Source organism: Cereibacter sp. Soil_C_27 (assembly GCF_057657095.1).
Map to the genome: position 1 here is coordinate 96,902 of NZ_JBDGJD010000006.1, position 18,438 is coordinate 115,339.

Annotated in this window: 9 protein-coding genes; 5 read left to right on the forward strand and 4 right to left on the reverse strand. The window is 70.2% G+C overall.

Annotation, left to right across the window (positions count from 1 at the left end; translation table 11 throughout):
* Positions 1–26 precede the first annotated feature (26 nt).
* The 5 genes from AC3A5Z_RS20050 to AC3A5Z_RS20070 are packed head-to-tail and all read left to right on the forward strand — an operon-like array spanning position 27 to position 5,928.
* Positions 27–500, forward strand: a complete 474-nt coding sequence (locus AC3A5Z_RS20050) for a formate dehydrogenase subunit gamma (protein ID WP_107662167.1) — start codon at positions 27–29, stop codon at positions 498–500.
* A complete protein-coding gene (locus tag AC3A5Z_RS20055) occupies positions 497–2,026 on the forward strand; it encodes a formate dehydrogenase beta subunit (RefSeq protein WP_487521068.1) in 1,530 nt (509 codons plus the stop codon). The genes AC3A5Z_RS20050 and AC3A5Z_RS20055 overlap by 4 nt, the downstream gene beginning before the upstream one ends.
* The gene (gene fdhF, locus AC3A5Z_RS20060; protein WP_487521069.1) at positions 2,023–4,902 is read left to right on the forward strand and encodes a formate dehydrogenase subunit alpha; all 2,880 of its coding nucleotides are present in this window, start codon (positions 2,023–2,025) and stop codon (positions 4,900–4,902) included. The genes AC3A5Z_RS20055 and fdhF overlap by 4 nt, the downstream gene beginning before the upstream one ends.
* Positions 4,899–5,717 (forward strand): formate dehydrogenase accessory sulfurtransferase FdhD, encoded by an 819-nt coding sequence (fdhD, locus tag AC3A5Z_RS20065; protein ID WP_487521070.1) that lies wholly within the window; start codon positions 4,899–4,901, stop codon positions 5,715–5,717. The genes fdhF and fdhD overlap by 4 nt, the downstream gene beginning before the upstream one ends.
* Positions 5,707–5,928, forward strand: a complete 222-nt coding sequence (locus AC3A5Z_RS20070; RefSeq protein ID WP_444667380.1) for a formate dehydrogenase subunit delta — start codon at positions 5,707–5,709, stop codon at positions 5,926–5,928. The genes fdhD and AC3A5Z_RS20070 overlap by 11 nt, the downstream gene beginning before the upstream one ends.
* On the opposite strand, the gene AC3A5Z_RS20075 is transcribed toward AC3A5Z_RS20070, so the two are convergent.
* The 4 genes from AC3A5Z_RS20075 to AC3A5Z_RS20090 are packed head-to-tail and all read right to left on the reverse strand — an operon-like array spanning position 5,925 to position 18,347.
* Positions 5,925–6,548, reverse strand: coding sequence for a 4'-phosphopantetheinyl transferase family protein (locus tag AC3A5Z_RS20075; protein ID WP_487521071.1), 624 nt, complete (start codon positions 6,546–6,548; stop codon positions 5,925–5,927). The two genes, AC3A5Z_RS20070 and AC3A5Z_RS20075, sit on opposite strands and share 4 nt — an antisense overlap.
* Positions 6,541–11,031 carry a MupA/Atu3671 family FMN-dependent luciferase-like monooxygenase gene (locus AC3A5Z_RS20080; protein WP_487521072.1) on the reverse strand — a complete coding sequence of 1,497 codons (4,491 nt, stop codon included), beginning with the start codon at positions 11,029–11,031 and terminating at the stop codon, positions 6,541–6,543. The genes AC3A5Z_RS20075 and AC3A5Z_RS20080 overlap by 8 nt, the downstream gene beginning before the upstream one ends.
* Before the next feature lie 15 nt (positions 11,032–11,046).
* A complete protein-coding gene (locus tag AC3A5Z_RS20085; protein ID WP_487521073.1) occupies positions 11,047–12,009 on the reverse strand; it encodes a glycosyltransferase family 2 protein in 963 nt (320 codons plus the stop codon).
* Positions 12,006–18,347, reverse strand: a complete 6,342-nt coding sequence (locus tag AC3A5Z_RS20090) for a type I polyketide synthase (RefSeq protein ID WP_487521074.1) — start codon at positions 18,345–18,347, stop codon at positions 12,006–12,008. The genes AC3A5Z_RS20085 and AC3A5Z_RS20090 overlap by 4 nt, the downstream gene beginning before the upstream one ends.
* Between the last annotated feature and the right edge of the window lie 91 nt (positions 18,348–18,438).

The window sequence follows — 18,438 nt, forward strand, 5'->3', positions numbered from 1 at the left end:
CGCAGCCAACCGGGGAGGAGAGCCGCATGCGCGTGGAAACAGGCGAGGTGACCGCACGTCTGCAGGATATTCTTGCCGCGCATGAGGGGCTGGAGGGGCCGCTGCTGCCGATCCTCCATGCCGTGCAGGAAAGCTTCGGCTATGTGCCGCAGGACGCGCTGCCGCTGATCGCGGCGAACCTGAACCTCAGCCGGGCCGAGGTTCACGGGGTGATGAGCTTCTACCACGATTTCCGCGAACAGCCGCAGGGCCGGCATGTGCTGAAGCTGTGCCGGGCCGAGGCCTGCCAGTCGATGGGCGGCGACGCCTTGGCGGAACGGGTGAAGCACCGGCTGGGGATCGACTGGCACCAGACGACGCCCGACGGCGCGGTGACGCTGGAGCCGGTGTTCTGCCTCGGGCTCTGCGCCTGCGCCCCGGCGGCGCTGGTCGATGGCCGCGTGGTGGGCCGGGTGGACGAGACGCGGCTCGAGGCGCTGCTGACGGAGGTGCGGGCATGAGGATCTATGTTCCGGGCGATGCGTCGGCCAAGGCACTGGGCGCCGACGAGGTGGCCGAGGCGATCCGCGCCGAGGCCGACAAGCGCGGCGTGGCGATCGAGGTGATCCGCAACGGCTCGCGCGGGATGGTATGGCTGGAGCCTCTGGTGGAGGTGCAGACCGGGATCGGGCGCGTGGCCTTCGGCATGGTGCAGGCGGCGGATGTCGCCTCGCTGTTCGAGGCGGGCTGGGGCGAGCACAAGTTGGCGCTGGGGCTGACCGAAGACCTGCCCTGGATGAAGATGCAGACCCGGCTGACCTTCGCGCGCTGCGGGGTGATCGACCCGCTGTGCCTTGAGGATTACGAGGCGCATGGCGGCTTCGTCGGCCTGCACAAGGCGATCGCCATGACGCCGGAGGCCATCGTGCAGGAGGTGCTCGACTCGGGCCTGCGCGGGCGCGGCGGGGCGGGCTTTCCCACCGGCATCAAGTGGAAGACGGTGGCGGGGGCCGCGGCCAACCAGAAATACATCGTCTGCAACGCCGACGAGGGCGACTCTGGCACCTTCGCCGACCGGATGATCATGGAGGGCGACCCCTTCACGCTGATCGAGGGCATGACCATCGCCGGGCTCGCCGTGGGGGCGACGCGCGGCTATGTCTACATGCGCTCGGAATATCCCGACGCCATCCGGGTGATGCAGCAGGCGGTGCTGATCGCGCGGGATCACGGGCTTCTGGGGCCATCGGTGATGGGCTCGGGGCGCGCCTTCGACATGGAGATCCGGACCGGCGCGGGGGCCTATGTCTGCGGCGAGGAGACCTCGCTCTTGAATTCGCTGGAAGGCAAGCGCGGGGTGGTGCGGGCGAAGCCGCCGCTGCCGGCGCTGGAGGGCTTCCTCGGCAAGCCGACGGTGGTGAACAACGTGATCTCGCTGGCCTCGGTGCCGGTGATCTTCGAGAAGGGCGCGGCCTATTACAAGGACTTCGGTCTGGGCCGCTCGCGCGGCACGATCCCGCTGCAGATCGCCGGCAACGTGAAGCATGGCGGGTTGTTCGAAGTGGCCTTCGGCATGACGCTGGGCGAGATCGTCGACAATCTGGCGGGCGGCACCGCGACCGGGCGGCCGGTGAAGGCGGTGCAGGTCGGCGGGCCGCTGGGGGCCTATTTCCCCCGCGCGCTGTTCAATACCCAGTTCTGCTACGAGGAATTCGCCGGGGCGGACGGGCTGGTGGGCCATGCCGGGCTGGTAGTCTTCGACGATACGGCGGACATGCTGAAACAGGCGCGCTTCGCCATGGAGTTCTGCGCCATCGAATCCTGCGGCAAATGCACCCCCTGCCGGATCGGCGCGGTGCGCGGGATGGAGACGGTGGACCGGATCGCGCGCGGCGACGCCGCGGCCATCCCGCTGCTCACCGATCTCTGCGCCACGATGAAGGCCGGCTCGCTCTGCGCGCTGGGCGGCTTCACCCCCTATCCGGTGATGTCGGCGCTGACCCATTTTCCCGACGATTTCGCTCCCCTCAAGGAGGCTGCCGAATGAAAGATTTCATCATCCCCGACCGCGATTTCGGCACCCCCGAGTCGAAGTCGAAGGTCATGGTCACGCTGAACGTCGACGGCTTCGACGTGACGGTGCCCGAGGGCACCTCTGTCATGCGGGCGGCGGCGGAGGCGGGCATCACGGTGCCGAAGCTCTGCGCCAGCGACAACATGGCGGCCTTCGGATCGTGCCGGCTCTGTCTGGTGGAGATCGAGGGGCGCAACGGCACGCCCGCCTCCTGCACCACGCCGGTGGCGCCGGGGATGAAGGTCCATACCCAGACCGGCCAGCTGAAGCAGCTGCGGCGCGGGGTGATGGAGCTCTACATCTCCGACCACCCGCTGGATTGCCTGACCTGCTCGGCCAATGGCGACTGCGAGTTGCAGGACATGGCCGGGGCGGTGGGCCTGCGCGATGTGCGCTACGAGGCGGTGGAAAACCATTTCACCCCGAAGAACACCGCGGGCGAGCTGAACCGGCAGTGGATGCCGAAGGACGATTCCAACCCGTATTTCACCTATGACCCGGCGAAATGCATCGTCTGCTCGCGCTGCGTGCGGGCCTGCGAAGAGGTGCAGGGCACCTTCGCGCTGACCATCGAGGGCCGCGGCTTCGACAGCCGGGTTTCGGCGGGGGCGGCCTCCGACAGCTTCCTCACCTCCGATTGCGTCTCTTGCGGCGCCTGCGTGCAGGCCTGCCCGACGGCGACGCTGCAGGAGAAATCGGTGATCGACATCGGCACGCCGGAGCGGTCGGTGATCACCACCTGTGCCTATTGCGGCGTGGGCTGCAGCTTCAAGGCCGAGATGCGCGGCGACGAGCTGGTGCGGATGGTGCCCTACAAGCATGGCAAGGCCAACCGCGGCCACAGCTGCGTGAAAGGCCGTTTCGCCTATGGCTATGCCAGCCACAAGGACCGCATCCTGAACCCGATGATCCGCGAGAATATCAACGATCCGTGGCAGGAAGTGACCTGGGAAGAAGCGCTGGGCTTTGCCGCGCGGCGGATGAAGGACATCCAGGCGAAGCACGGGCGGCAGTCGGTCGGGGTCATCACCTCGTCGCGCTGCACCAACGAGGAAACCTACCTCGTGCAGAAGCTGACCCGCGCGGTCTTCATGAACAACAACACCGACACCTGCGCCCGGGTCTGCCACTCGCCCACCGGCTACGGTTTGGGCCAGACCTTCGGCACTTCGGCGGGAACGCAGGACTTCGACTCGGTCGAAGAGACCGATGTGGTGGTGGTGATCGGGGCCAACCCGACCGACGGCCACCCGGTCTTCGCCAGCCGGCTGAAGAAGCGGCTGCGGCAGGGGGCGAAGCTCATCGTCATCGACCCGCGGCGGATCGATCTGGTGAAGAGCCCGCATATCGAAGCGGCGCATCATCTGGCGCTGAAGCCGGGGACCAACGTCGCGGTGGTGACCTCGATCGCGCATGTGATCGTCACCGAGGGGCTGGCGGATGAGAGTTTCATCCGCCAGCGCTGCGATTGGGACGAGTTCCAGGATTACGCCGAATTCGTCGCCGACCCGCGCCATGCGCCGGAAGCGACCGAGCTCTTGACCGGCGTGCCGGCGGCGGAGCTGCGCGCGGCGGCGCGGCTGTTCGCCAAGGGCGGCAACGGGGCGATCTATTACGGGCTGGGCGTGACCGAGCACAGCCAGGGCTCGACGACCGTCATCGGCATCGCCAACCTCGCCATGCTGACCGGCAACATCGGCCGGCCGGGCGTCGGGGTGAACCCGCTGCGCGGGCAGAACAACGTGCAGGGCTCCTGCGACATGGGCTCCTTCCCGCATGAGCTGCCGGGCTATCGCCATGTGAAAAACGATTCCGCCCGCGAGGTGTTCGAGAAGCTCTGGGGCGTGACCCTGGATCACGAGCCGGGGCTGCGCATCCCGAACATGCTGGATGCGGCGGTGGAGGGCACCTTCAAGGGGCTCTACTGCCAGGGCGAGGACATCCTGCAATCCGACCCCGACACCAAGCATGTCGCGGCGGGGCTGGCGGCGATGGACTGCGTCATCGTGCATGACCTCTTCCTGAACGAGACCGCCAATTACGCCCATGTCTTCCTGCCGGGCTCGTCCTTCCTCGAGAAGGACGGCACCTTCACAAACGCCGAGCGCCGCATCAACCGCGTCCGCAAGGTGATGGCGCCGAAAAACGGTTTCGGCGACTGGGAGGTGACGCAGATGCTGGCCAATGCCATGGGCGCGGGCTGGACCTACACCCATCCGAGCCAGATCATGGACGAGATCGCGGCCACCACCCCCTCCTTCGCTGGCGTCAGCTACGAGAAGCTGGAGACCGAAGGCTCGGTGCAATGGCCCTGCAACGAGGCGCATCCGCTGGGCACGCCCCTGATGCATGTCGACGGCTTCATGCGCGGCAAGGGCAAGTTCATCCGCACCGAATATGTGGCGACGGACGAGAAGACCGGGCCGCGCTTCCCGCTGCTGCTGACCACCGGGCGCATCCTCAGCCAGTACAACGTCGGCGCGCAGACGCGACGGACGGCGAACACGGTCTGGCACGAGGAGGATGTGCTGGAGATCCACCCGCATGACGCCGAGGTGCGCGGGGTGAAGGACCGCGACTGGGTGCGGCTGGCCTCGCGGTCGGGCGATACCTCGCTGCGGGCGAAACTGACCGACCGGGTGTCGCCGGGGGTGGTCTATACCACCTTCCACCACCCCTCGACGCAGGCCAATGTCATCACCACCGATTTCTCGGACTGGGCGACCAACTGCCCGGAATACAAGGTGACGGCGGTGCAGGTCTCGCCCTCGAACGGGCCGTCGGACTGGCAGGAGGATTACTCGGCGCAGGCCACCCTCGCCCGCCGCATCCTGCCCGCCGCCGAGTGATGGAGACGCGCCAGAGCCTTCCCCGCCTCGCCCTGACCGCGGGGCGGGCCGATCCGGGCCAGCGGATGCTGCCGGAGGAGGTGGCGGTGGCGCTGAGCTACAACGGGTCGACGCAGGCGGTGATGATGGCCAGCCCCGAGGCGCTGGAGGATTTCGCCTATGGTTTCTCACTGACCGAGGGCCTCGCCACGGCGGCGGAGATCGAGAGCGTCGAGGCGGTGGAGACGGAGCGCGGCATCGACCTGCAGATCTGGCTGAAGCCCGAGGCCGGGGCGCGGCTGATGGCGCGGCGGCGAACGATGGCGGGGCCGGTGGGCTGCGGGCTCTGCGGCATCGACAGTCTGGAGGAGGCGCTGCGCGAGGCGCCTGCGGTCCCGGCCTCGGCGCTGCGCGTCTCGCTGGACGACGTCGGCGCGGCGATCTCGGCGCTGACGGCGCATCAGCCGCTGCATGACGTGACCCGCGCGGTGCATGCCGCGGGGTTCTGGACGCCGGAGGCCGGCATCGTCGCCGCGCGCGAGGATGTCGGGCGGCACAATGCGCTGGACAAGCTGGCGGGGGCGCTGCTGCGCGGCGGGGTCGATGCCTCGCGCGGCGCGGTGCTGCTGACCAGCCGGGTGTCGATCGACATGGTGCAGAAATGCGCCCGGATCGGCGCGCCGGTGCTGATCGCGGTCTCGGCGCCCACGGCCCATGCGGTGCGGATGGCCGAGGCGGCGGGGATCACCCTGATCGGCCTCGCTCGGCCGGACCGCTGCGAGGTCTTCACCCATTCCCATCGCATCACCGTTGACGAGGCCGAAGATGTCGCCTGACAAGCTGATCTACATGGCGAACCAGATCGCCACCTTCTTTGAATCGAAGCCGCATGACGAGGGCGTGCGCGGCATCGCCGACCATATCAGCGACTTCTGGGAGCCGCGGATGCGGCGGCAGTTCTTCCAGCTGGTCGAGGCGGGGACGGCGGGGTTCAAGCCGCTGGTGCTGGAAGCCGCGCCGCAGATCCGCCGGCCCGCCGAGGCCTAGCCGGTCACCACCGTCAGCAGATGGCCGCCGGCCCGGGCATAGCGGCCTTCGAGACGGCTGCCCTCGGCGAAGGGGCCGATGCTCTCGCGGAAGATCGCGGTGAAGCGGTCGGGAGCGGAAATGGCGATCTGCAGCACCTCGAAGCCGAAGAGCTGACGGGTGAGTGGGTATTGCGCCTTGTAGGCGGCCTCCTTGGCGCTGAACAGCAGCAGCGGGTCGGGGCTGTCGCGCTCCTCGGGGCGCAGGATCAGCGAATGAAGGGATTTTTCAAGCGGCACGTCCGGCTCGATGTCGAGCCCGAGCAGCATCGACGCGCGGGTGAGCGCGGCGAGGCAGGCGGTCGCACTATGGGTGATCGAGCCGGAGAGGCCGGGGGGCCAGAGTGGCGCGCGGTCGTCGCCCGCGGGCACCGGCTGGGGCGGAAGGCCGAGGTTAGCCATGCAGCGCCGCGCCGCCGCGCGACCGGCGGCGAATTCGCGCTGGCGGGAGGGGATGCCGCGCACGGCCTCGCCCGGCAGGAGCGGCGGTTGGTCGGCCTGCGGATCGGTGACGGCGACGGCCACGGTCTCGGGCAGCAGGGCACGGGCGGCCCGGCAGAGCGCTGCCAGAGGGTCAGGCATCGACGCGCCCCGCCCGCAGCGCCCGTCGCCGGGCCATGGCGTCAAGCCGTGCGTCGGCCCGCTCCGACGGCGGCTTGGCGGAGGTGGGGGGTGCGGGCGCCAGATGGTGGGCCAGCGCATCGAGCGTCGGGAAGCGGAAGATGTCGGTGATCGAGAGGCTTGGCGCGGCCAGAGCCTCGCGCAGCTCGCGATGCACCTGCACCGCCAGCAGCGAATGGCCGCCGAGCGCGAAGAAATTGTCCTTCGCCCCGACCGAGGCCACCCCCAGCACGCGCGACCAGATCGCGGCGATCTGTGCCTCGATCCCCTCCTGCGGCGCCACAGTGGCCGAGGGCGCTTCAGCCGCCTGCGGCGCGGGCAGCGCCTTGCGGTCGATCTTGCGGTTCGGGGTCAGCGGGAAGCCTGTCATCGGCACGACATGGGCGGGCAGCATATGGGCGGGCAGAAGTGCCGCCAGCCGGTCGCGCAGGCCCTGCGTCTCGCCCTGCACATAGGCCACCAGCCGCAGGTCGCCCGGCTGATCCTCGCGCGCCAGCACCACGGCCTGGGCCACGCCGGGCTGCGCCTCGATCACCGCCTCGATCTCGCCCAGCTCGATCCGGTAGCCGCGCAGCTTCACCTGATGGTCGGCCCGGCCGAGGAAATCGAGCCGCCCATCGGCCCGCCAGCGCACCAGATCGCCGGTGCGGTAGAGCCGCCCCTCGGCGGTCTCGCGGAAGCGTTCGGCCGTGAGGTCGGGGCGCTGCCAGTACCCACGCGCCACGCCTGCCCCACCGATCCAGAGCTCGCCCGCCAGGCCAACGGGCAGTGGCTGCATCGCCGCGTCCAGCACATGCAGGCGGGTGTTGGCGATGGGGCGACCGATGTTGACGGTGGGCTCCGTAGCGTCGACCCGTTCGGTCGAGGACCAGATCGTGGTTTCGGTCGGGCCATACATGTTGCGGATCTCGGCCTGCGTCGCCTGGCGCAGATCGGCGGCCAGCGTGCCGGGCAGCGCCTCGCCGCCGACCAGCAGGTGCGTCAGCCGCGACAGGGCGCGGCGCGACTCGTCATTGGTGGCGAGCATCCGGGCCATGGAGGGGGTGCATTGCAGATGCGTCACGCCATGGCGCAGAATCTGGGCGGCGAGCGAGTGATCGGCGGCGGCGGGGCCGCTTTCGACATTGGCGCGGCGGAGCACCTCGGCCAAGGGGTGCAGCCCGGCCAGCACAAGATCAGGAGCGATGCCATAATCGATCAGGCAGGCGATCTCGGTGACGCCGATGCGGCGGACCTCCTCGATGCGACCGAGGCAGTCCTCGACCGTGCCGAAGAGGCCAGAGTCCTCGAAATAGCGCTGAAAGGCGAAGTCGAGGATCGCCTCGTTCTCCTCGGGGCTGAGGCTCTGCAGGTCGATGTCCATCGGCTCCGCCACGCCCGGTGGGCGCTTGAAGGCGGGGAAGGCCCAGGCATATTGCCGGACGAGCCCCGCCGCCGAGGCGAGATAGGCCTTCATCGGCCCGCGCGCCGTGGCCCGCGCCGTCTCGCGGTCGGCGGCGATGTAGGTGTGCAGCATCAGCGTGACGGTGAAATTGGCGGGGTCGTGGCCCGCCTTGCGCAGCGCCGCGTGGTAGATCGCAATCTTCTCGGCCACCTCGGCAACGGTCTGGCCGAGAAGATGGGTCAGCACATTGGCGCCGATCTCGCCCGCCTCGCGCCATGTCGCCGGATTGCCCGCCGTGGTGATCCAGAGCGGCAGCGCCTTCGACACCGGGCGGGGCTGGGTGAGGACGCCGAAACCCTTGCCGTCAGCGGTCGGGAAATCGACCGTCTCGCCGCGCCAGAGACGGCGAAGCTGGTCGATGCCGCGGAACATCGCGGCGCGGTTGTCGGGCGGGGAGTTCTCGGGGCGCAACACGAAATCGTCCGGGTGCCAGCCCGAGGCGATGCCCATGCCGGCGCGACCGTTGGTCAGGTTGTCGATCACCGCCCAATCCTCGGCCACCCGCGCCGGGTGGTGCAGCGGCAGGACGCAGGAGCCGGCGCGGACGGAAATGTTTTTCGTAACCGCCGCCACCGCCGCCCCGGTCACCGCCGGATTGGGATAGGGGCCGCCAAAGGCGTGGAAATGCCGCTCCGGAGTCCAGACGGCCGAGAAGCCGTGGCTGTCGGCAAAGCGCGCGCCTTCGAGGAGCAGCTCGTATTTCTTGGGCCCCGCGCCATCGTCGTTGCCCCAGTAGAACAGCGACAGGTCCATCCTGCCGCCGCTGGAGATGCGCCCGCCCGCCACCACGGCGCGGCTCTCGTCGCTGGTCAGCACCACCTTGAAGCCGCGCGCCAGCGTCCAGAACAGCTCCAGCACCGAGATGTCGAAGCTGAGCGAGGTGACGGCAAGCCAGACGCCGGGCGGGTCGTGGCGGATCTCGGCATCCATGCCGGTGAAGAAATTGGCGACGTTGCGATGCTCGACCATCACCCCCTTGGGCCGCCCGGTGGAGCCGGAGGTGTAGATCATATAGGCCAGATCATCAGGGGTGACGCCGCTCTCGGGGTTGCTTTCGGGCGCCTCGGCCAGATCCGGGTTGGCGTCGATCAGCAGCCGCTGCGCGGCGGTCGGCAGGTCCTTCGCGAGAGCGGCGCTCGTCACCACCACGGGGGCGGCGGAGTCCTCGAGATAGAGCGCGATGCGGTCGGCAGGATAGGTCGGGTCCATCGGCACATAGGCACCGCCCGCCTTCTGGATCGCCAGCGCCGCCACCACCAGATCGAGCGAGCGCGGCAGGCAGAGGCCGACGAGCACACCCGGCCCCACACCACGCGCCCGCAGCCGATGGGCGACACGGTTGGCGCGGGCGTTGAGCGCACTGTAGCTGAGGCTTTCAGTCTCGAAGACCAAGGCCACCGCGTCGGGCGTGCGGGCCACCTGCGCCTCGAAGGCGTGGTGGGTGCAGAGCGCAGGCACCGGGGTTTCAGTGGCATTCCACATCTCGATCTGCTGGCGCTGGCGGTCGCAGAGGAGCGGCAGGGTGGCGACCTCGGCCTCGCCCTCGCAGGCGGCGGCGAAGGTGGCGAGGCTCGCGGCGTAGTCGGCGGCGGCCTCGGGCGTGAGGCGGGTCCCGTCGTAATGCAGCGCCGAAGGGGTGAGGGTGATCGTGGCACCGGGCAGCGCGCGGTCGGGGCTGATCGCGACGGGCGGCGGGATGACGCCCGAAAGCGCCGGGTCGCGGGCCAGGAGATCGAGGGCGAAGGCGGGGGTCTGGCGGGCCTTGGCGAGCGCGGCGATCAGCCCGGCGATGGCGGCCTCGGCGCTGCCGGCGGTGTCGGCGCGCAGCGGAACCCATGCGCTGAGGATGCCGGGGGCCACCGGGGCCGCCCCCGCATAGGCCAGGTCGCAGGCGGGCTTGCCCGAGAGCCGGGCCGCGGCCAGCGCCAGCGCCGCGAGCGCCCGGTCGCCGGTTTGCGGCAGGGACAGCGGCAGGGTGCAGTGGGAGGGGGCGTCGGTGATCGTGGCGGTCTGCGCCACCTCCGCAGGGTCCAGCGCCGCCAGCACGCGGCGCAGCAAGGTCTCGCCCGGGGCGACGGCGGCAAGGGCGGCGGTGAGGGCCTTTGCCTCGGCGGCGTCGGGCGAGGGCAGATGGCGGGCGTCGATGCTGCCGGGGCAGAGCGGCGTCGTGCTCTCGCGCAGCGCCGAAAGCCGCACCGCGCCATCGGCGCAGGCGACGACGAGGCCCATGGCCGTTGCTTCGAGGACCGTGCCGGGGGCGCCCTGCCCTTCGGCGCGCTCGGCGGAGCCCACGAGCAGGATGCGGTCGCCCACCGCGATCTTGGCGCAGGTCAGCGGGTTCAGGTAGCTGCCATGATCCAGCGCGCGGACCAGCAACAGGATCCGGGCGGCGGGTTGGGTGAAATCGATCCGCCCCGCCGCGGCCGGGCGGTCGGCGCGGGCGTGATAGCTGCGCTGCGACAAGTCCTGCGGGCGGCGGGAGGGAGTGCCGCTTTCCAGCCCGGTGAGCAGCGCCGGGAAGCTGTCGATGGCGGCGGCGAAACAGCGGGTGTTCAGCGTCAGCGCGGTCTCGCCGGGGGCGATGTCGAACAGCCGTTGCTCGAGGATATCGCCCTCGTCGATGCCGCCCTCCAGGAGGTGCCAGGTGATGCCGTGCTGACGCTCGCCCTCCAACAGCGCCCAGACCGGGGCGTTGAGTCCGGCATGGCGCGGCAGCGGGCCGTCGTGGAAGTTGACCGCGACCCGTGCCTTGGCCAGCAGCGCGTCGGGAAGGACGGAGAGATTGGCGATGGAGAAGAGCCAGTCCACCGTGAGGTCGAGGCGTTCGGCCAGCCCGGGCTCCTGCGGCTCATAGCGCAGGCCGCGGCTCTGTGCCCAGGCGGCGATCTCGGCGTTGCGGGTGATGACAGCGGCGATGGCATGACCGCGCTGCAGCAGGATCTCGGCGCAGTGGATCAGCAGGGATTCATTGCCGACAAGAATCGCGGAAGAGGAGTTCATTGCAGCCATGTCCCTTCATTCCCCCGGGAGCGCCCGGGGCCGTCGCGCCAGCGTGTGCCGCAGCAGGTCACCCAGAAAATGCGGCGGGTCGCCCGGCGTCTTTGTCTGCAGCATCAGCCGGGCGCGCCACAGCAGCCCCGCGAGCAGATGCGCCGCCGTGGCCGCCGTGGCATAGGCCGGGCCGTGGTTCTTGGTGAAGTAGTGGCGCCGGCTGTCGAACCAGTAACCGGGCATCCGCGCCCATGTCTTCATGCCGGTGGACACCGAGCCGATATGGGTCACGCGGCTGGTGCGGACGTAATCGCAGGGCCATCCGGCAAGGGCCGCACGGCGGCAGAGGTCGGTCTCCTCGAAATAGAGGAAGAAGGTCTCGTCGAAGAGGCCGATCCGGTCGAGCACGCTGCGGCGCATCATCAGGCTGGCTCCGGCGAGCCAGTCCACCCGCGCCGTGGCCTCGGGGATCGGCATGGCGACGATGGAGCGGCGCAGGAGGCGGCTGACCGGGCCGAAGCGCAGCGCGGCCTCGAACTCGCCGGCGACGGACGGGAAGCGGAAGGCGGTGCGGTGCGGCACGCCATCCTCGCCGCGGATGAAGCTGCCGGCGAAGCCGGTGGCGGGATGCGACTCGAGGTGATCGACCAGTGCGCGGATCGCCCCGGGCCCGGGGAAGGCATCGGAGTTCAGGATGTAGAGGTAATCGGGCTGCCGCCCGCCGGGCAGGCCCGCGCGGATGCCGACGTTGTTGCCCGCGCCGAAGCCGCCGTTGTGCGACGATTGCAGCACGCGCACCCGGTCCCAGCCGCGCGTGGCGACCTCTGCCGTCATCCGCTCGAAGGAGCCATCGCCCGAGGCGTTGTCGACGATGGTCAGCGCGCCGTCGATGCCCTGCATTTCACGCAGCGCGAATTCCGCGGCCTTCAGTGTCATCTCGGCGGTGCGCCAGTTGAGGATCACCGTCAGCAGCAAGGGCTTGGTCATTCGGCGGCCTCGGCGCGGTAGTGCGGGCGGTCTTCCGCGCGATCGAGCACGGCGCGCAGCCGCTGGGCCAGAACGCGGACGTTGGGCTCCAGCACCATGGAATCGTGATCGCCCGGCACCTCGATCACCTCCAGCGCCGGGGCGAAGGGGGTCAGGGCGTTGTCGGCGAAGACATATTCCTTGGCGGCGCTAACGCTGTTGCCGCCAGTGACCTTCCATCGGCGGTCGAGCGGCGGACGGAAGAGCGTGGTGGCCCCGGCGCGCGGGGCAAGCGTGAAGTCAGGCAGCGCGGCGCGGAAGGCCTCGCCGATGTCGGCGCTGTGGAAGGCGCTCTCCCCGGGCGGCGGGGCGACATAGGTCCGCATGTGCCAGGCCCAGCGCGCCTTGGCCCAGTCGACGAGGAAGGTCAGGCCCTCGGTGCGCAGGCCGGCAAGCTTGATCAGCGCCTTGTCCTTGCGTTGCAGCGCGGGCCGCACCGGCAGAGGCGTGTCGAGGAGGACGAGGGCCGCGACCTCTTCGCCCGAAGCCTCGAGCTGACGGGCCATCTCCCACGCGGTAAGCCCGCCACCGGAGAAGCCGCCGATCAGATAGGGGCCCTGCGGCTGCAGCTGGCGCAGCTCGGCGATGTAATCCGCCGCCGCCTCGGGGAGGCTGGCGTGGGGCGGCTGGTCGCCGTGCAGGCCGCGGGCCTGCAGGCCGTAGAAGGGACGGTCCGGCCCAAGGAGCTGGGCCAGATGCCGCAGGTTCAGCACATTGCCGAACATGCCCGCGACGAGGAAGAAGGGTCGCCCCGGACCGCCCGCACCCGCGTGCATCGGCACCAGATGGGTGAAGCGGCGCTGCGGCTCGGCTTCGGCGCCCGGGGGGCCGATGCGCTCGGCAATCAGCGCGGCGAGACGCGCGATGGTCGGGGCCTCGAACAGCACCGAGATCGGGAAATCAATCCGCCACGCCTTGCGCAGCATCGAGAACAGCCGCACCGCGATCAGCGAATGGCCTCCGAGCGCGAAGAAGTCATCCTCGACGCCGACCTGCGCGACGCCGAGCAGCTCCTGCCAGAAGCCGGTCAACGTCCGCTCGATGTCGGAGCGCGGCGCGACATAGACCTGATCGAGATCCGGGCGGGCGAAGCTCTGGCCCTCGGCGCGGGGTTCCACGGTCTGCGCCTGCACCACCAGGGCGGGGAGGTCGAGCGAGGAGACGATCACTTGCGGCAGGCCGAGGCTGACCGCGCGGTGGAAGGCCTCGGCGCCCTCCTCGGGGCGGATGCCCTGGGCAAGCGTCTGGCGCAGCCGCTCCTCGGCAGGGGAGAGCGGGTGCGGCTGGCCGTCGTCGTCGAATTCCAGCCCGCGCGGGTCGGGCTGCAGCGACAGCGGGCCATCGAGCCGGTGGATGGTGAAGCCCTCCACCTCCATGCAGACCCGGCCATCGGGGGTGGCGAGGGTGATGTCGAAGCGGGCGCTCGGTGCCTCGGCCCGGTTCGGCGCGGCATTGCGCACCCAGCTGACGATCTCGGCGGGCAGCGGGGCGCGGACGCGGATACGGGCATAGGAGACCGGCACCCAGAGATGCGTGGGCTGGTAGCCCGCGATCAGCCCCATGGCCCAGCCTGTCGCGAGATCGAGCAGCGCCGGATGCAGCAGCCAGCCCTGCGCCGGGTCGTTCGCATGGGCGGGTGGCAGGGCAAGACGGGCGATGCCTTCGCCCGCGCCCAGCGCGGTCCGGCGCAGCACGCGCCAGCGGGGGCCGAAGCTCAGATGCGCCTCCTGCGGCGAGCGCAGGCCGGTGTCGTTGGCCGCGACCTCGGGGCAGCGCGCCTCGATGGCGGCGGGGTCGATGTGCAGGGCGGCGGCGGGCGCCGGGATCAGCCGGGCCTGCGCGTTCATCTGCCAGCCCGTGCGGCCCTGTGCAGCGGCCGCGCTGCGCAAGGTGAAGCCGAAGCTCTCGCCGCTACGGGCCAGCGTGGCGCGGATGTCGCGCCGCTGGCCGTCGGCTACATCGAGCGGGCGGAAGAAGGTCAGGTCGCGGATCTCGAAGGTCTCGATGCCCTCGTGCCGCAGCGCCTCGGCGGCAAGTTCGATCATCCCGGTGCCGGGCAGCAGCGCCTGCCCCGCCCGGGTGCGGTGGCCGTCGAGCACCCAGCGCTTGGTGTCATAGCGCGCGGTGAAGCGGCGGTGGCCGTCGCGATCGAAGGTGGCCTCGTCCAGCATCGGCAGGCGCGCGGCGGTCACCGGCGGCGCGGGACGGTCGCCCAGCCGCTCGGCGATGGCATCTGCGGCCATGCCGACCTCGGCCCAGATGCCCCAGTTCAGCGCCAGAACCCGGGTACGCCCTGTGCTGCGCGCTTGCGCCACGGCGTTGAGGTAGTCGTTGGCGGCGACGTAATCCACCTGCCCTGCCGGGGCAGTCACCGTCGAGGTGGAGGAGAACAGCACCAGCAGATCGAGCGCGCCATCGGGGAAGAGCTGCTGCAGCACCTGCGTGCCGAGGAGCTTCGGCGCGAAGACCTCCTCCACCGCAGCTGCCGTCTTGGTCAGCAGGGGGCCGTCGCCCACCACACCCGCGGCATGGATCGCCACGCGCACCGGGCCGAGGCTGCGTTCGGCCAGCGCGAGCGCCGCGCGCATCTCGTCGATGTTGCAGACATCGGCGCTGGCCACCACCACCTGCCCCAGCGTCTCCAGGCGTTGCAGGGCAGCGATGCGCCGGGCAAGGGGGCTGGCCGGATTGGCGAGATGCCGGGGCCACGTGGCGCGATCCGGCAGGGGCTGGCGGGCGATCAGCAGGATGCGGGCCTTGCGGCGGCGCATCAGGTCTTCGGCCAGCGTCAGGCCGATGCCGCCGAAGCCGCCGGTGATGAGCACGGTCGCGCCCTCGGCGATCTCCTCGCCCGGCGGCAGGGCCACGGCGCGCAGGCCGCGGGCATAGCGGCGCGGGCCACGCAGGGCGGCGCTGCGGTTGCCGGGGATGGCGAGCAGCTCCTCCATCACCTGCAGCACCAGCGGGTCGAGCACGGGCCATCCGCGCCGCGGCAGATCGGGCAGCACCACGTCGAGCGTGGTGCAGGTGACGCCCGGTAGCTCCTGCGGCATCACCCGGGCGGGGCCGGAAAGCGTGGCCTTCTCGGGATAGGCCAGCCCCTCGCCACGCAGCTGCGCCGCGCCTGTAGTGACGGCGGTCAGGTGGATCGGGCGCGGCAGGTTCTCGTCGGCGATGGCCTGGGCAAGGAAGAGCAGCGCGTAGAAGCCCTGCTCGATGTTGCGGTGGAAGAAGCTGGAGCCGGGGCGGAAGACCTCGGCCTGTGTCACCAGCCAGAAATGCGCGATGCGGCTCGGCGCCTCGCCGCGCAGCAACAGGTCGCGGATCAGCAGATCGTAGCCCTCGCGGCCGCGTTCGGGCGAGAGGGTATAGCCGCCCTCGACCCGGGCGAAGATGTCGCTGACCCTGACGGTGGTGACCCGGTGGCCCATCGCCCGCAGCCGCTCCACGCAGGCGGCGCCCAACCCGGTTTCGTCGAGAAACACCAGCCATGTCTCGGGCGCGGCGGTCTCGCCTGCCTCCAGATCCAGATCGCAGGCGGCGGCCTCGGGACGCCAGTGCGGCTGCCAGCCCCAAGTGGCGATGTCGTCGCTGCGCATCGGCAGGCCGGGGGTGGGCTCGGCGGCGCGGCCCGGTTCGATGAAGTAGGTCTTACGCTGGAAGGCGTAGCCCGGCAGCGGCACGCGCTGGCGGCGGGCGCCGCCCCAGATCGGCTCCCAATCCACCGCCACGCCGCAGGCCCAGAGCCGGCCGAGGCTGGCGATATGCCAGGCATCGTCGGCCATCGCCTGCTCGGGGTGGCGCAGCGCCGGGACGACCCGTGCGGCGGGAACGCCGTTGGCCTGCGCCAGAGAGGACAGCGCGCGGCCCGGCCCCATTTCCATGTAGACGCGGTTCGGCACGGCGGTGAGCGCCGCCATGGCGTCGGCGAAGCGCACCGTCTGGCGCAGATGCGCGACCCAATAGGCCGGGTCGGTCGCCTCGGCAGCAGTCAGCGGCTGGCCGCTGCGGTTCGACAGGATCGGCAGCGTCGGCGGGTTCAGCCGCATCCCGCGCAGGTGGGTCTCGAAGCGGGCGAGGATCGGCTCCAGCATCCGCGAATGGGCGGCGATGTCGATGGCAATGCGCTGGGTCTCGATCCCCTGCCCCGCCAGCCGCTCCGCCAGCGCCGCCAGCGCGGCGTCGGGGCCGGAGACGACGCAGAGCCCGGGCGCGTTGACCGAGGCAAGGTCGAGCTCGCCGGTCAGATGCGGGCGCAGCTCGGCTTCGGCCAAAGGCACCGAGAGCATGCCGCCGGGCGCAACGCCGTCGAAGAGCTGGCCGCGCAGCAGGACGAGGCCGATGCACTCCTCGAAGCTCATCACCCCTGCGAGGCAGGCCGCGGTGTTCTCGCCCATCGAATGACCGATCAGCGCCGAGGGGGTGACGCCCCATGACTCATAGAGCCGGGCCAGCGCGATCTCGACGATGAGGATCAGCGGCAGTTGCACGGATGGTTTTTTCAACCGCTCCGCCGCCGCGGCCTCCGTGCCCGGCGCGGGCAGCCAGAGCGCCTTCACGTCATAGTCGAGCCGGGGCTGCAGCACGGCAAGACCCCGGTCGATCCAATCGCGGAACACCGGTTCGGTTTCGTAGAGGTCGCGGGCCATGCCCGCGTATTGCGCGCCGCCGCCGGGGAACATGAAGACCACCTCGGGCGCGTCGAGCGCATCATGGCTGAAGATCCGGCGCGGGTCGGCGCCTTCAAGCAACGCTGCGGCCTCGGCATGGCTTTCCGCGACGATCACCCGGCGCTTGTCGAAGGCGCGGCGGCCTTCCTTCAGGGTGAAGGCCACATCGGCCAGCGGCTGCTCCGGATGCGCTCGCAGATGCGCGGCGAGCCGGGCGCTGGCGGCATCGAGCGCTGGTTTCGACCGGGCCGAGAGGACGAGCAGCTGGAAGGGCCAGTCGCTCGGTTCGCTGGCGGGGCGCGGCGGGGCTTCCTCGAGCACGGCATGGGCATTGGTGCCGCCGACGCCCAGCGAGTTCACCCCGGCGCGGCGGGGCGTGGCGCGGGCGGGCCAGTCGGTCAGCCGGTCGTTCACCCGGAAGGGGCTGGTGGCGAAGTCGATGGCCGGGTTCGGCGCCTCATAGCCCAGCGAGGGTGGCATCTGGCGGTGATGCAGCGCGAGGCTGGTCTTGATCAGGCTCGCCACCCCGGCGGCGGTATCCAGATGGCCGATGTTGGTCTTGACCGAGCCGATGCGGCAGAAGCCCTGCGCCTCGGTGGTCTGGCGGAAGGCCTGCGTCAGCGCCGCGACCTCGATCGGATCGCCGAGCCAGGTGCCGGTGCCGTGGCACTCGACGTAGTCCACCGTCTCTGCCGGCACGTCCGCCACCGCCTGCGCCTCGGCGATGGCCTTGGCCTGCCCATCGACCGAGGGTGCCAGATATCCGGCCTTGGCCGCGCCGTCGTTGTTGACCGCCGTGCCCTTCACCACCGCCCAGATGTGGTCGCCGTCGCGCAGCGCGTCCGACAGGCGCCGCAGCACCACGGCCCCGGCCCCCGAGCCGAAGACAGTGCCCTGCGCGCGGCGGTCGAAGGCGTGGCAGGCGCCATCGGGTGACAGGATCTCGCCGTCCTGGAAGATATAGCCACGGCCATGCGGCAGTTCGATGGTGACCCCGCCCGCCAGCGCCATGTCGCATTCGCCGTTCAGCAGCGCCTGCACCGCCTGATGCACCGCGACCAGCGAGGTGGAACAGGCGGTCTGCACGTTGATGGACGGCCCCTTCAGATCGAAGATGTGGCTGACGCGGGTCGCAAGGAAATCCTTGTCGTTGCCGGTGTGGCGCAGCAGGAACATGCCGGTGTTGGCTACCAGATCGGGGTTCGAGCAGAGGTTGAAGTAGAAATAGCTGCCCATGCCGCAGCCCGCATAGACGCCGATGGCGCCGGGGAAGGCCTCGGGTGGGTGGCCGGCGTTTTCCAAAGCCTCCCAGCAGACCTCCATGAACTGGCGGTGCTGGGGGTCGAGGATCGCGGCCTCCTTGGGGGAGAAGCCGAAGAACTCGGCATCGAAATCGGCGAAACCGTCGAGCATGGCGGCGGCGGGGACGTAATTGCGCTGGCGCAGCCGGTCCGGCGTCTCGCCCGCGGCAAGAAGCTCGGCCTCGGACAGGCGGCGGATCGAGGCCACGCCGTCGCGCAGGTTGCTCCAATAGGTTGCAAGATCCCCCGCCCCGGGAAGATGTGCTGCCATGCCCACGATGGCGATGTCGGTCTCACTGACCGGCTGGCCGTCAAATTGCACCGTCATCCTATCACTGATCTGAAATACGAGTTCACCCTACAAGCCTTAGCAAACTAGCTCAGAAACCAACAGGATAACAGTCGCGTGATAGGATGGA